The following is a 14,554-nucleotide window of genomic DNA, read 5'->3' on the forward strand; positions in this document are numbered from 1 at the left end:
GATTGACCCCATGTCCACCGTTGCCCCGCCCCTCCTCGAGGTTCGCGGGGCGACGGTGCGTTTCGGCGTCGAGTCCGCCCTCGCCGACGTCGACTTCCGCCTGCGCCCCGGCGAGGTGCACTCGCTCATGGGAGAGAACGGCGCGGGCAAGTCGACGCTGATCAAGGCGATCACGGGGGCGCTGCGTCTCGACCAGGGGGAGATCCTCCTCGACGGTCGTGCGATGCAGTTCTCCACCCCGGCGGATGCGCAGGCGGTCGGGATCTCCACCGTCTACCAGGAGATCGACCTCCTCCCGAACCTCACCGTCGCCGAGAACATCTCGCTCGGACGCGAGCCGCGGCGGTTCGGGATGATCGATCACCGCGCGATGCGCGATCGCGCGGCCGAGGCCCTCGCGTCGCTCGGCGTCGACGTCGACCCGTCGTCGGTGCTGTCCACCCACCCCCTCGCCATCCAGCAGCTCGTCGCGATCGCCCGCGCGGTCTCCATCGAGGTGAAGGTGCTCGTGCTCGACGAGCCGACCTCCAGCCTGGATGCCGACGAGGTCGCCGAGCTCTTCCGGGTCATCCGCGATCTCAAGACGCAGGGGATCGCGATCGTCTTCGTCTCGCACTTCCTCGACCAGGTCTACGAGATCTGCGATCGCGTCACGGTCCTCCGCGGCGGGCGACTGGTGGGGGAGTACGGCACGCGTGAGCTCCTCCGCATCGACCTCGTCGAGAAGATGCTCGGCGCCGCCGCCGACGCCCTCGCGCCGCTCGGGCAGCGTTCGCCCGAGCCCGCGGAGGGGCCGTCGATCGTGAGCGCGCGGGGTCTGGCATCCGGGTCCCGACTGCGCGACGCCGACGTCGACATCGCCGAGGGCGAGGTCATCGGTGTCGCCGGGCTCCTGGGGTCGGGACGCAGCGAACTGGCGCGAGCCCTGACCGGCGTCGACCACCCCGACGGCGGCGAGGTGCGCATCGACGGTGAGCCGGTGAGGCTCGGGTCGCCCCGCGAGGCGATCCGCCGACGCGTGGCGTACTCCTCGGAGAACCGGCGCACCGAGGGGATCATCGGCGACCTCAGCGTCCTCGACAACATCACGCTGGCCCTCCAGGCGCAGCGCGGGATCTTCCACCGCCTCAGCACGGCGCGGCGTCGGGAGCTCGCGACGAGCTGGGTGGAGGCGCTGCACATCCGCCCCGCCGACATCGACCGCCCCGTCGCCACGCTCTCCGGGGGCAATCAGCAGAAGGTGCTGCTGGCCCGCCTCCTCGCGCTCTCGCCTCGGGTCATCGTGCTCGACGAGCCCACGCGCGGCATCGACGTCGGGGCGAAGGCCGAGATCCAGCGCCTGGTGGGCGAACTGTCCGACAACGGCCTCGCGATCGTCTACATCTCCGCCGAACTCGACGAGGTGCTGCGGGTCGCGCACCTGGTCGCGGTCATGCGCGACGGCGTGCTCGCGCAGATCCTTCCCGCCGCCGAACTCACCTCCGACGCCCTCCTCGCCCTCGTGGCCAAGCCGGCCGCGGGGGAGGAGGGGGTCTCCGATGGCTGAGGACAAGGCATCCCGGACCGCCAACATCTTCGATGTCGCCCGCCTGGCCGGTGTCTCGCACCAGACGGTCTCGCGCGTCCTGAACAACATGCCCAACGTCCGGCCCGCGACGCGGGCGCGCGTCGAGCAGGCCATCGCGCAGCTCCGGTACAGCCCGTCGCCGGCGGCGCGGGCCCTGGTCACGCGGCGGACCCGCACGATCGGCCTGGTCACTCCGGGCACGGTCGACTACGGTCCCACGTCGATCGCGACGAACTTCAACTTCGCCGCCCGCGCCGCCCGCTACAACGTCGACGCGATCAGCTCGCCCCAGAACGACGTGGCCGCCGTCCGTGCCGCGATCGACGGGCTCCTGAAGCAGCGCGTGGATGCCATCGTGCTCATCGTCGTCGACGTCGAGGTGCTGGCGGCGGTGCAGGCGATCGAGATCGACGTCCCCATCGTCGCCGCCGCCACGACCAGCCGTCCCCACCCGCGCCTCGTCGCGATCGACCAGTATCGCGGGGCGCGGGCGGCTGTGCGACACCTGCTCGAGTCGGGATACACGACGGTCCGCCACATCGCCGGTCCGGCCCGCAACCCCGACGCGGTGGAGCGTCTGCGGGGGTGGCGCGAGGAGATCGCCTCCGCGCGCGCGCAGTCCACGCCTCCCGTCCACGGCGACTGGTCGGCGGCGAGCGGCTACCGGATCGCGACCGAGACCGACATCGCGCCGGGCGAGGGGATCTTCGTCGCCAACGACCACATGGCGATCGGTGTGCTGTCGGCGCTGCGCGAGCGCGGGCTCCGGGTGCCGGAGGACGTCGGGGTGGTCGGCTTCGACGACGTCCCGGAGGCGCCGTTCCTCTTCCCCTCGCTCACCACCGTGCGCCAGGACTTCGCCGCGCTGGGGGAGATCCTCATGCAGAAGGTGCTGCTGATGGTCGAGGAGCCCGACACCGTCAGCGAGAGCACCCCGTTGCCGACGCGTCTCGTCCTGCGCGATTCGGCGCCGCTGCGCCCCTGACGCCGAGCCTTCGGGCGTCTCCGGCGGCCTCCGCGTCGCGGTTCGGTGCGTTCCCCTGCGCCCGCGCGGAGGGTTCGGTGTCCACGACACGCGGATGCCGCGGGGACGCGTCCGCGTGTCCTGGACACCGAACCGGATCCGTCCCGGCGTGACAGGGCGTGGGATCGCTCTCAGGCGGTCGGTTCGCGTCACATGCTGGCGAGCGGGGCACTGTGAGCGCTAACATCGCGTCAGTCGTCGTTGTCGTCGACTCATGCAATGTCGCATTCACGAGAGGACCCGCACCCCCGTGCCTACACTCCACCGGACGGCGCTCCCCCGCCGTCTTCCCTCCTGGGCGCTCGCCGTCCCGGTCGTCGCCGCGCTCGTCGCGGCACCGATCGCCGTCCCCCTGGCCGCAGATGCGGCGACACCCACGAGCGGACTGGTCGTCTCCTACCCGCTCGACGAGACCTCGGGGACCGTCGCCCACGACGCCTCCGGCAACGGTCGCGACGCCGCCTACGTCGGCGGACCCTCGCTGACCGGCGGCGACGGCGTCCGACTCGACGGCGCCGATGACTATGTGAGCGTTCCCAACGACATCCTCGCGGGGCTCTCATCCATCACCGTCAGCACCGACGTGCTCGTGCGCCCGGAGCAGTCGGGCAACTACTTCATCTGGGGTCTCGGCAACACCACGGACTGGTACGGCAACGGCTACCTGTTCGCCACGGGCAACCCGGCCCGCACCGGCATCGCCAGCGGCAACTGGTCGACCGAGCAGGAGACCCGCGGCTCGGCGAACCTCGACCGCGGCGTCTGGAAGACCCTCACCTACACCCTCGACGCGGGCAGCAAGACCTCGCGCCTGTACCTCGACGGCGTCAAGGTCGCCGAGAACACCAACACCACGACCACCCCCGGTGCGATCGGTGGCGGCAAGACCACCGCCAACTACCTCGGCCGCTCGAACTACACCCCCGACAAGCGTCTCGCGGGCAGCCTCCGCGACTTCCGCATGTACGACCGGGCCCTCTCCGCCGACGAGGTGACCACGCTCGTCCCCACCGATGGGCAGCGCGTCGCCCGCGACAAGGCCGCCCTCGGCCTCGGCGACCTGAGCGCCGTGACCGCGGACATCGCCCTGCCCGCCGGCGGCACGAACGGGTCGAGCATCTCGTGGGCGTCGTCGAACCCCGCGGTGGTGTCGTCCACGGGCACGGTCACGCGCCCCGCCGCCGGACAGGCGGACGCCACGGTCACGTTGACGGCCACTCTCACCCGCGGAACCGCGACGCAGAGCACCGGCTTCACCGCCACCGTGCTGGCCGTCCCCGATGACGCGGGAGCCGCGCAGCGCGCCGTCGACGCGATCACGGTGGTCAACGCCGACGATGCGCGCGGCAATCTGACGCTGCCGACGATGGCGGACGGTCTGCCCGTCACGTGGACGACCTCGAACCCCGCGGTGGTCTCCGCCACGGGTGTCGTCGCGCGCCAGGAGGCCGACACGACCGTCACGCTCACGGCATCCGTGACGAAGGGCTCGGCGACCCGCACGCGCGACATCGTCGTGAACGTCCGCAAGGCCGTGCACCTCGGTGCCTTCGAGGGCTACACCTTCGCGTACTTCACCGGGAACACGATCGAGGGCGAGAACATCTACTTCGCCGCGAGCAACGGCAACAACGCGCTGTCGTGGACCGAGCTCAACGGCGGCAAGCCCGCCCTCACCTCGAAGTACGGGGAGAAGGGCCTCCGCGACCCGTTCATCATCCGCTCTCCCGAGGGCGACACGTTCTACCTGATCGCCACCGACCTCTCGATCGGTGGAGGCACCTCGTGGGGTGACTCGCAGACCATCGGCTCGAAGTACATCGAGGTGTGGGAGTCGCACGACCTCGTGAACTGGAGCGACCAGCGGCACGTCCGGGTCTCGCCCGACACCGCCGGCAACACCTGGGCGCCGGAGGCGTACTACGACGAGAGCCTCGGCCAGTACGTGGTGTTCTGGGCCTCGAAGATCTACCCGGCGGATGACCCGAATCACACCGCCAACGTGCCCAACAGCATGATGTACGCCACCACGCGCGACTTCGTGACCTTCAGTGCGCCGCAGGTCTGGCAGGGCGGGATCTCCCGCATCGACTCGACCGTCATCAAGGCGAACGGCGTCTACCAGCGGTTCACGAAGGATGAGGGCGCGGGGACCACCGGCTGCAGCGACATCATCCAGGAGAGCTCCGCGGTGCTGACCGCTCCGCTGAAGGACTGGACGCAGGTCACGTCGTGCATCGGCAAGAACGCCGGCACGGGTGCCGTGGAAGGCCCGAGCATCTTCAAGTCCAACCCGGGTGACGTCAACGGCGACAAGTACTACCTGTTCGTCGACGAGTACGGCGGGCGCGGGTACATCCCGCTGGCCACCACCGACATCGCGAACCCGAACTGGCAGGTCCCGGCGAGCTACACGCTCCCGAGCAGCCCGCGCCACGGCACCGTCATGCCCGTGACCGCGGAGGAGCTCGCGGCCCTGCGGAAGAACATCGTCACGGAGCCCGGCGTGACCCCGGTCACGGCGAACGACAAGGGCGAGGTCCTGCGCTACGACTTCACCGACGGTTCGGGCGCCACGCTGCACGACCGCTCCGGTGCGGGCCGCGACGCGCAGATCCAGGGCGGGGCGACGTTCTCGGACGGTGCGCTGACCTTCGACGGCAGCAACGACTACGTCGATCTGCCCGACAACGTGCTGGCGGGTGTCACCGACTTCACCGTCGACACCGAGGTGCGGATCGACGCGGCGCAGAAGAACCCGTACTTCCTGTACGCCTTCGGCAACACCGGCGGAGACGGAAAGGGCAACGGGTACCTGTTCTCGACCGGCAACGGCCAGTACCGCGGCGCGCTCACCACGGGCAACTGGACGGGCGAGCAGAACGCGTCCGCCGCCAGCGCCCTGCCGCGCGACCGCTGGGTGCACCTGACGTACACGTTGAGCGGCAACACCGCGCGACTGTACCTCGACGGCCAGAAGGTCGCAGAGAACACCAACGTCACGGTCCGACCGGGGGACATCGGCAAGGGCACGACCCTGGCGAACTACCTCGGCAAGTCCGTGTACAACGACGACAACCTCTTCCGCGGCCAGATGCGCGAGTTCGCGCTCTACAACCGCGCGTTGAGCCCGGACGAGGTCGCGGCCCAGAACCCGGGGCTGATCACCGAGGTCGGTCTGCAGGATGCCGCGGCGCTCAAGGTCGCCCCGATCGTCGACGCCGAGAACCGCACGGTGCTGTTCCCCGTCGTGCCGGGCACCGACCTGACGAAGCTGCGCCCGACGTTCACGACCGCGTCCGGCACGACGGCGACCCCGGCATCGGGCACGGTCCGAAACCTCAGCACGCCGGTCACGGTCACGCTGAAGACCGACGGGCAGGCCGATGTGGTCTGGACGCTGAAGGCGGTCGAGATGAAGAGCCCGGTCCTGCCGGGCCTGTACGCCGACCCGAACATCGCGGTGTTCGGTGACACGTACTACATCTACGCCACCACCGACGGGGTCCCCGGCTGGGGCGGCAACACGTTCTACGTGTGGAAGTCGAAGAACCTCGTCGACTGGACCCGGTCCGACAAGCCGTTCCTGACGCTGGACGGCACGAACGGCAACGTCCCGTGGGCCACCGGCAACGCCTGGGCTCCGACGATCATCGAGAAGGGCGGGAAGTACTACTTCTACTTCAGCGGTCACAACCCGCAGGACAACCGCAAGGAGATCGGTGTCGCGGTCGCCGACAGTCCCGAGGGGCCGTTCACCGCGGACGCTCAGCCGATGATCACCAACGGTGAGAGCGTCCACAGCGGACAGGCGATCGACCCGGCGGCGTTCCACGACCCGAAGACGGGGAAGTACTACCTGTTCTGGGGCAACGGCAACCCGGTCTACGGCGAACTGTCCGATGACATGAAGAGCATCAAGGCGGGCACGATCAAGCCGATCTCGGGTCTGAACGACTTCCGCGAGGGGACGTTCGTGAACTACCGCGACGGTCTTTACCACCTGACGTACTCGATCGACGACACCGGTTCGGCCGACTACCGCGTCGGCTACGCCACGTCGGCGAGCATCGACGGCCCGTGGACGTACCGCGGCGTGATCCTCTCGAAGGACACCTCGCAGGGCATCCTCGGCACGGGACACAGCTCGATCATCAACGTGCCGGGCACGGACGAGTGGTACATCGCGTACCACCGGTTCGCGATCCCGGGCGGCGGTGGAACGAACCGCGAGACGACCATCGATCGCCTCGAGATCGGCCCGGACGGGCTGTTCCAGGCCGTGAAGCCGACCCTGTCGAGCGTCGCGCCGCGCGAGGTTCCCGACACGACGGAGCCGACCCCGACGCCGACCCCCACGGCGACGCCGACGGCCACGCCCACGGCGACGCCGACGGTCACGCCCACCGCGACGCCGGAGCCGACGACCGAGCCCACGGGCACGCCGACCCCGACGGCCTCGCCCACGAGCACTCCGGATGCCGCCCCGTCGGTGTCGGTCTCGACCACCACGGTCGAGCGCGGGGGGATCGTGCGCGTGACGGTGACGGGCCTGGCTGCCGGTGAGCAGATCACCGCGGAGCTGCGCAGCGACCCCATCCGCATCGCCGGCATCCCCGCCGCCGACGCGAGCGGCCGCGTCACGTTCGACGTGCAGATCCCCGGCAACCTCGCCGCGGGCAGCCACACGATCGTGGTGTTCGGCGCCGACGGGAACGTGATCCGCACGATCCCGATCACCGTGGTGGCCGCGGGCCAGCTCGCCGCGACCGGGGCGCAGGCTCCGCTCGGGGCGGCGCTGCTGGCGTCCTTCCTGCTCGTGGCGGGAGGAGTGGTGTGGACCCTGCGTCGTCCGCGACGCACGGTGTCGTGATCGTCTGACGATCGAACGGGAGGAGCCCGGATGCCATGGCATCCGGGCTCCTTCTGGTCTCGTCCCCGCCCTTCGAGCGGACCGGCGTCACCTCACCGATAAACGCGATCCACGCCCAGAAACGCGCTGTCCCCGCGTTTCTGGGCGTAGATCGCGTTTATCGCGCCAGGGGTGGCGGCGGGTGCGAGGGTGGCGGGGGCCGCGGGGGTGGCGGCGGTTGCGGGGGTGCCGCCGGGCGTTCGTCCGCGCACGGTCGTCGGAGACGGGGCACGTGACATGCGGCTTCGCCCTTGACGGCGGACGAGTCTCCCGTTTACCGTGTGTCGAACCGGTTCGACACAAAATCCCGGTGACCCCACTCAACGACGAGAGAAGAGTTCCATGAGGTCGACTCGACGGCGCGCCGCCCGCGCGCCCATCACCACCGTCGCGGCAGGGCTGGCCGTCGCCGCCCTCGCCGTCGGTTCCCCCGTCCATGTCCCTCTCGCCGAAGCGGCCCCCGCCGACGACCCGAGCGGCCACGTGATCCTCGACTACGACTTCGACGCCGCGGCATCCGTCACGGCGACGGTGAAGGACGAGTCGGGCAAGGGGCGCGACGGCGTGCTGGACAACCCGGGCTCCGCCCAGCTCGTCGACGGACCGGCCGGAGGAAAGGCCCTCCACCTCTCCGGCGGGGCCGCAGGTTCGACGACCGCGCCGTTCATCACCGTCCCCTCGGGTCTGTTCCAGGGGCTGACCTCCACCACCATCTCGTCCTGGGTCAAGTGGGACGGCGGTGACGCTTTCCAGTGGCTCTACACGCTGGGCAAGGACAAGGACAGTGCGGCGTTCTACACGCCGCGGTTCCAGGGCGACGACAAGGCCCGTTCCAGCGTGAAGCCCACCAGCCAGGGCGAGGCGGGTGCCGCAGGATCGACGGCGCTCCCTTCCGGCGAGTGGCACCTCGTGACCACGACGATCGACGCCGGAGCGCTGGTGTACTACCTCGACGGGCTCGAAGTCGCCCGCACCGCGGTGGGCGCCGATGTCTCCAGCGCCCTCTTCGGCGCGTCCTCGCCCGACTCGGGCTACATCGGGCAGCCCTTCTGGACCGGTGTCCACCCCTTCTTCGCCGGCGCGATCGACGACTTCCAGGTGTACGACACCGCGCTCACCGCCGGCCAGGTGCGCGCGCTCGCGGGGGATGCCGCGCCCCAGCTCACCCGGGTGCTGGAGACGAGCGTGACGGTGCAGACCGACATCGGTGCCGCGCCGCAGCTCCCGGGCGTGAAGGCCGAGTTCGACGACGGGCAGCAGCGACTCGCGCCCGTCACCTGGGCCGACGTCCCCGCGTCCGCCTACGCGCAGCGCGGCGTCTTCACCGTGCAGGGCGCCGTCGACGGCACCGACACCGCGGTCACCGCGACCGTGCGCGTCACGACTCCCGGCGAGTTCTCGATCGACGTCGGTGACCGCACGGGCGCCTTCATGGGAGGGGCCTCCGGAACCCTCTACGGTCTCTACGGCCCCGGTCTGCCCTCGAACAACCTGATCGACGGCATCCAACTGCGCACCGTGTCGACCAAGGCGCAGGACGGCCCGCAGCACCCGGGCGCCGACGCGCTCGAGGTCGTGAAGCCGCTCGCCGACTCGTCCAACGGTGACGTCTACATCTACATGACCGACATCAACCGCGGCTTCCCGTACGAGGTGCCGGGAAACAACGGCGCCGAGAAGGAGGCCTGGTTCCTCGACTCGATCGGCGCGCAGGTCGATCAGGTGCTCCAGCTCCCCGCGGAGTACCAGAAGCGCATCGTGTTCGTGCCGTTCAACGAGCCCGAGGGCAACATGTACGGCAACGGCGGTCAGTCCTTCTGGGGCCAGAGCTGGCTGGACGACCCGGATCGCTTCTTGAGCGCGTGGGACCGCGCCTACCGGATCATCAAGGACAAGATGCCCGACGCCCGTGTCAGCGGCCCGAACACGAGCATCCTGTTCAACCAGACGTACGGTTTCCTGCAGCACGCCATCGCGAACGACACGGTCCCCGCGGTCTTCACGTGGCACGAGTTGAGCAACCCCGCGACGATCCGCGACTCGGTCGCCCGCTACCGCGGATGGGAGGACGAGCTGTTCGCGGGCACGAAGTGGGCGGGGACGCATCTCCCGATCAATGTCAACGAGTACGCCTTCAACTACCACACCTCGGTTCCGGCGCAGATGATCCAGTGGATCTCCGCGATCGAGGACTCCAAGATCGACGCCGACATCGCCTACTGGAACATCGACGGCAACCTGAGCGACTCCGCCGTGCAGTCCAACCGCGGCAACGGGCAGTGGTGGCTGCTGAACGCGTACGGGAACATGACCGGGGACACCGTGACGGTGCACCCGCCGCAGCCCGGTCAGAGCTACACGCTCCAGGGCGTGGCGACCGTCGATGACGCGAACCAGAAGGTGCACGCGCTCTTCGGAGGCAGTACGGGCGATCAGAGCGTCTACTTCGATCGCCTGCCCGATTACCTCGGCGGCTCGGCCCACGTCCAGGTGCGCGACATCCGTTGGACCGGTCAGATCGGTGACTCCGGCGAACCGCAGACGGTCGCCGAGTTCGACGCCCCGATCGTCGGGGGTTCGCTGAGCCTGCAGTTCGGCCAGGGCGATCTGCCCGCGCTCGGCACCGACTCCGCATACGAGGTCATCGTGACCCCGGGCACGGACACCACCAGCCCGGCGAAGTCCCCGGTGTCGTGGCGCGGCGTCTACGAGGCGGAGGATGCGCCGTTCACCGGCGGAGGCCACTTCGTCAACTACGAGGGGTCGCCGGCCGATGTCGGGAAGTTCTACACGTCGGGCAACCGCAACGTCGGCAACATCACGGGGGAGGCGTCGGGCGACGGCTCCACCGGAGACCTCGCGCTGAACTTCCAGGTCGACGTGCCGGCGGACGGCACGTACGACCTCAGCATCCTCGCGAACGCGTTCAACAAGGAACCCCGCAACGAGGAGCAGGGTCCCGTGAACATGTTCGTGCGCGTCGACGACGCCGCCGAGCAAGAGGTCTACGCCGAGCTGGGATACAAGTGGGTCGTCTGGAACCACACCGACACCACCGTCGAGCTGACCCGCGGGCGCCACACCATCACGGTCGCCTCGCAGAGCCTGGACGGATCGAAGAAGACCAAGGGCATCGCGCTGATCGACAAGATCGACCTGACGCTCGCCAACCCCGACTACACGCCCCTGTACGAGGCGGAGAACGCCGTCCTGCACGGAGCCACGGCGTCATACGACCGGCCCGGTGTCTCGGGCTCCGGATACGTCGACGTCGCTGCGGGCCAGTCGGCGACCTTCTGGGTGTACAGCAAGGACGACGCGGAGAAGTCGCTCGAGGTGAAGACCCTCGGCGGGGGAACCGGCATCCTGAAGGTGAACGACGTCGAACTCGGCGAGGTCTCCGACACCGCGCGGGTCCCCGCGTTCCTCGTCGGCGGCATCAACAAGGTCGAGATCGTCGGGGGCAGCGGCGCCCTGGCCGTGGACCGCGTGGCGGTCGAGCCCTCAGAGGGCGTGCTGGCCAGCCAGACGATCGAGGCCGAGGACGGCGTCTTCGGCGGGTCCGCCCGGGTGCAGGATCTCTCCCTCGCCAGCGGTGGAAAGGCGGTCGTGGGCGTCGGCGGCGCGCAGGACAACGCCAACACCCTCACGACGAAGGTCACGGTCGCCGAGGCGGGCACGTACGCGATGACGGTGCGCTACTCCAACGAGGAGCAGTCGCCCGCATCGCACTACAACCCCGACCCGGTGGCGCGTCGTGCCGACATCTCGGTCAACGGCGGGACCGTTCAGAAGGTGCTGTTCCCGCAGAGCTACAACGCCAACCAGTTCTGGGAGCTCACGGTCCCGGTCGACCTGGGGGCCGGGGAGAACACCGTGTCCTTCGCCTCGAAGGAGGCGCCGGACTTCAACGGCACCACCTTCATCTCGGAGCGGTTCCCGACCCTGGGGCTGCGCTCGCAGTGGGCGCCGAACCTGGACCGCCTCACCTTCACCGCGCTGCGTCCCGCGGACGCTCCGCCGGTGGTGGCGACGGTGGACGTGGACGCGACGTCGGTCGCGCAGGGCGGCACCGTGTCGGTGTCGGGCTCCGGCTTCGCCCCGAACGAGAAGGTCGCACTGGAGTTGCACTCCGACGTGATCGTCCTCGGAGAGGCGACCGCGGATGCCGCGGGTGCGTTCTCGACGTCGGTGATCGTCCCGGGCACGGCGCCGGTCGGCGACCACGAACTGGTGGCCACGGGGGCCGACTCCGGCCGCACCGCGTCGGCCGCGCTGTCGGTCACCGCGGCCGATCCGGGCACCGGCGGCGGTTCCGGAACCGGTGGCGGCTCCGGGTCCGGTGGGGGCACGGGGTCGACCGGGTCGGGAAGCGGCGGGGGAGCGTCCTCCACGGGTTCGACCGGCGGGTCGCTGGCGACCACCGGGGGTGCCTTCGCCGGGTTCGGGGCGGTGTTGGCGGGCGCTCTCGCCGTCGCCGTCGGCGCCGGCCTGATCTCACGCCGGCGCGGTCGCGCCGCCGACTGAGCCTGACCCGCAGAACCCCCGCGACAGCCGTCGCGGGGGTTCTGTCGTGGTCCGGGTGATTCCGGGTCACAATGACAGGTATTCGACGACATGGCTCTTGCTCCCCCGGGCAGAACGGCGGTACGATGATCGAACCGGTTCGATGATGAAAGGGGCGCGACATGACCACCATCGGTGATGTGGCCAAGGCTGCGGGCGTCTCCCGCAGCACCGTCTCCTACGCCCTGTCGGGCAACCGGCCGATCTCCCGAGAAACGCGCGAGCGGATCGACGCCGCGATCGCCGAGCTCGGTTTCACCGTGAATGCGGGCGCGCGCGCCCTCGCGACCTCGCAGACCATGGTCCTCGGGCTGCTCCTGCAGTTCCACGACGACGAGTTCCCGCCCGCGATGCTGCAGTACATCCTGGCGGTCTCGAATGCCGCGCGGGAGCTGGGCTACGACATCCTCATGGTCACCGACGGCGACGGCCCCGGCGCCGTTCGACGTATCACGTCGTCGAACATGGTCGACGGCGTCGTGCTTCTGGACGTGACCCACGACGACCCCCGACTCGCCGCGTTGCGTGAGGCACGTCAGCCCGGTGCGCTGGTGGGCCTGCCGCGCGACACCGAGGGCCTGGACGTCTTCGACCTCGACTTCGGTGAGGCCGCGCGGATCATCGTCGACCACCTCTACGGTCTCGGGCACCGCGACATCCTGCTGGTCTCGCCGCCCCGGCACGTGTTCGAGCGCGGGGGAGCGTACGCGTGGCGATTCCGCGACGCCGCCCTGGAGCGCGCGGCGCGATACGGCATCCGTCTCCATCCGTACTACGGCGAATCCCAGTCGCCCGGCATCGAGCGCAGCCTCAACGCGATCCTGGACACGCGGTCGGATGCGACCGCGCTCATCGTCCACAACGACGCATCGATCGCGGCCCTCCCCGCCGTCCTCCATGAGCGGGGAACGGTCGTGCCGCGGGACCTCTCCGTCGTCAGCCTGTATTCGCGCGATTTCGGGCGCACCTTCCTCCTGCCGTACACGGCGGTCGAGACTTCCCCCGACCGGCTCGGCCGCATGGCGGTCCAGCACCTGGTCCGGCGCATCGCCGATCCCGCACACGGCCCGTCCGTCGTCGGTTTCATCGAGCCGGAGCTCACCGACAGGGGGAGCACCGCCTGAGGGCGGCGGACGCGTGCCGTTCTCGTCGCCCGTCGTCGAACCGGTTCAACGCGTCATCTGCAGGACAACGCAGTCACATTTCAGAGAGGAAATCGCAGTGAGCACGAACAACACCCGTACCCGCGCTCTGGGCGCGGTCGCCATCGGCGCCGTGGCCGTCGGCATTCTGGCCGGCTGTGCCGGTGGCGGCACCGGCGACAGCAGCAGCGGCACCGGAGGCGCCTACACGTTCTGGGACCCGTACCCCCAGTACGACGCCTCGTCGGACTGGGCCAAGGTCATCGACACATGCGCGGCCGACGCAGGGGTCACCGTCGAGCGCACCGGCTTCGACACCAGCGACCTGACGAGCAAGGCCCTGCTCGCCGGACAGCAGGGCGACTCGCCCGACATCCTGCTGATCGACAACCCGGCCGTCTCGACGCTGGTCGAGGCCGGCATCCTCACCGCGACCGACGAGAACGGCCTCCAGGTCGGCGACGTCGCCGAGAACATCCTCGGCGCCTCGGTGGTCGACGGAAAGACGTACGGCGTCCCGATCGGGGCCAACACCCTCGCGCTGTACTACAACCCGCAGGTGCTGACCGCGGCCGGCGTCGACCCGACCTCCATCACGGACTGGACGACCCTGAACGCCGCGATCGAGAAGGTCGTGGCGTCCGGGAAGAAGGGCATCACGTTCTCGGGGATCGGTACCGAGGAGGGCAGCTTCCAGTTCCTCCCCTGGTTCTGGGGCTCCGGCGCCGACCTCACGAAGCTCGACTCGGCGCAGGCCGTCTCGGCCGTCCAGCTGTGGACCGACTGGGTGAAGAAGGGCTGGGCGCCGAACTCCGTCATCAACAACACCCAGACCACCAGCTGGCAGGAATTCGAGACGGGCGACTTCGGCTTCGCGGAGAACGGCACCTGGCAGAAGGCCGGAGCCGCGAAGGCCGGCTACGAGGTCATCCCCATCCCGGGGGCCACGGGCGGTGCGGCTCCCGCGCCGACCGGCGGCGAGTTCCTCACGCTGCCGGTGCAGAAGGACTCCGCGCGCTACGCGGCCTCGGCCAAGATCGTCGAGTGCCTCACGAGCACGGCCAACGTGGTGAAGACCGACAACACCCTTAACTACGTCGCGGCCACCCCCGAGGCGCAGAAGGAGCAGCTCGCCGGCGACGCCTCGCTCCAGCCGTGGGTCACCGCCGTCAACGCCGCGAAGGCCCGCACCGGAGACAACCTCGGAACGAAGTACCCGGTCATCTCCGAGCAGCTGTGGACCGCCGTGCAGAACTCCCTCACCGGTGCGCAGTCGCCGCAGGACGCGCTGAAGGCCGCCCAGCAGGCCGCGTCGTCCAAGTAACCGCATCCACTCGAAAGGG

6 protein-coding genes are annotated in these 14,554 nt (G+C 69.8%); all 6 read left to right on the forward strand.

Annotated elements, in window-relative coordinates; translation table 11 throughout:
* Nucleotides 1-10 precede the first annotated feature (10 nt).
* Nucleotides 11-1,546 (forward strand): sugar ABC transporter ATP-binding protein, encoded by a 1,536-nt coding sequence (locus BW982_RS15590; protein WP_076494876.1) that lies wholly within the window; start codon nucleotides 11-13, stop codon nucleotides 1,544-1,546.
* A complete protein-coding gene (locus tag BW982_RS15595) occupies nucleotides 1,539-2,552 on the forward strand; it encodes a LacI family DNA-binding transcriptional regulator (protein WP_076494878.1) in 1,014 nt (337 codons plus the stop codon). The genes BW982_RS15590 and BW982_RS15595 overlap by 8 nt, the downstream gene beginning before the upstream one ends.
* Before the next feature lie 289 nt (nucleotides 2,553-2,841).
* On the forward strand, nucleotides 2,842-7,464 hold the full coding sequence (locus BW982_RS17545) for a family 43 glycosylhydrolase (protein ID WP_175611127.1): 4,623 nt from the start codon (nucleotides 2,842-2,844) through the stop codon (nucleotides 7,462-7,464).
* A 381-nt stretch (nucleotides 7,465-7,845) separates the two neighbouring features.
* Nucleotides 7,846-12,030 (forward strand): LamG-like jellyroll fold domain-containing protein, encoded by a 4,185-nt coding sequence (locus BW982_RS15625; protein ID WP_076494881.1) that lies wholly within the window; start codon nucleotides 7,846-7,848, stop codon nucleotides 12,028-12,030.
* A gap of 161 nt (nucleotides 12,031-12,191) precedes the next feature.
* On the forward strand, nucleotides 12,192-13,193 hold the full coding sequence (locus BW982_RS15630) for a LacI family DNA-binding transcriptional regulator (RefSeq protein WP_076494883.1): 1,002 nt from the start codon (nucleotides 12,192-12,194) through the stop codon (nucleotides 13,191-13,193).
* Between the two features lie 97 nt (nucleotides 13,194-13,290).
* Nucleotides 13,291-14,535, forward strand: a complete 1,245-nt coding sequence (locus BW982_RS15635; protein ID WP_076494886.1) for a sugar ABC transporter substrate-binding protein — start codon at nucleotides 13,291-13,293, stop codon at nucleotides 14,533-14,535.
* Nucleotides 14,536-14,554 lie beyond the last annotated feature (19 nt).

The sequence above is a fragment of the Microbacterium sp. RURRCA19A genome, from assembly GCF_900156455.1.
Lineage (GTDB): Bacteria > Actinomycetota > Actinomycetes > Actinomycetales > Microbacteriaceae > Microbacterium.

Coding starts and splice junctions, on each gene's coding strand:
- BW982_RS15595 (WP_076494878.1), top strand. CDS start 1,539: ATGGCTGAGGACAAGGCATCCCGGACCGCCAACATCTTCGATGTCGCC.
- BW982_RS15630 (WP_076494883.1), top strand. CDS start 12,192: ATGACCACCATCGGTGATGTGGCCAAGGCTGCGGGCGTCTCCCGCAGC.
- BW982_RS15625 (WP_076494881.1), top strand. CDS start 7,846: ATGAGGTCGACTCGACGGCGCGCCGCCCGCGCGCCCATCACCACCGTC.
- BW982_RS15590 (WP_076494876.1), top strand. CDS start 11: ATGTCCACCGTTGCCCCGCCCCTCCTCGAGGTTCGCGGGGCGACGGTG.